This is a genomic window from Proteiniphilum sp. UBA1028, assembly GCF_002316955.1.
In the GTDB taxonomy this organism is placed as follows: Bacteria; Bacteroidota; Bacteroidia; order Bacteroidales; family Dysgonomonadaceae; genus Proteiniphilum.
Genome location: NZ_DCEN01000074.1, coordinates 1 through 202, shown reverse-complemented (window position 1 = coordinate 202; position 202 = coordinate 1). Strand labels below are relative to the sequence as shown.

The window sequence follows — 202 nt, the reverse complement described above, 5'->3', positions numbered from 1 at the left end:
AAGCAGGTTGCCATGCAGTACGGTCCGACGACCGGCCTCCCCACCCTGCTCGAATCGTTGTCGGACTATCTGGAAGCAAAGGGTCTTCCGGTAAAAAGCAACCGGCTGATTATCACCACAGGGTCTCTGCAGGCTATTCATATCCTGGCAAAGGCTTTCCTGGACCCGGGCGACCCGGCTCTGGTGGAAACACCGAGCTTTA

1 protein-coding gene is annotated in these 202 nt (G+C 56.9%); it reads left to right on the top strand.

Features of this window, described 5'->3' with window-relative positions; translation table 11 throughout:
• On the top strand, positions 1-202 hold a 202-nt coding region (locus B3Z75_RS12585), incomplete at both ends, for an aminotransferase class I/II-fold pyridoxal phosphate-dependent enzyme (protein WP_294072284.1).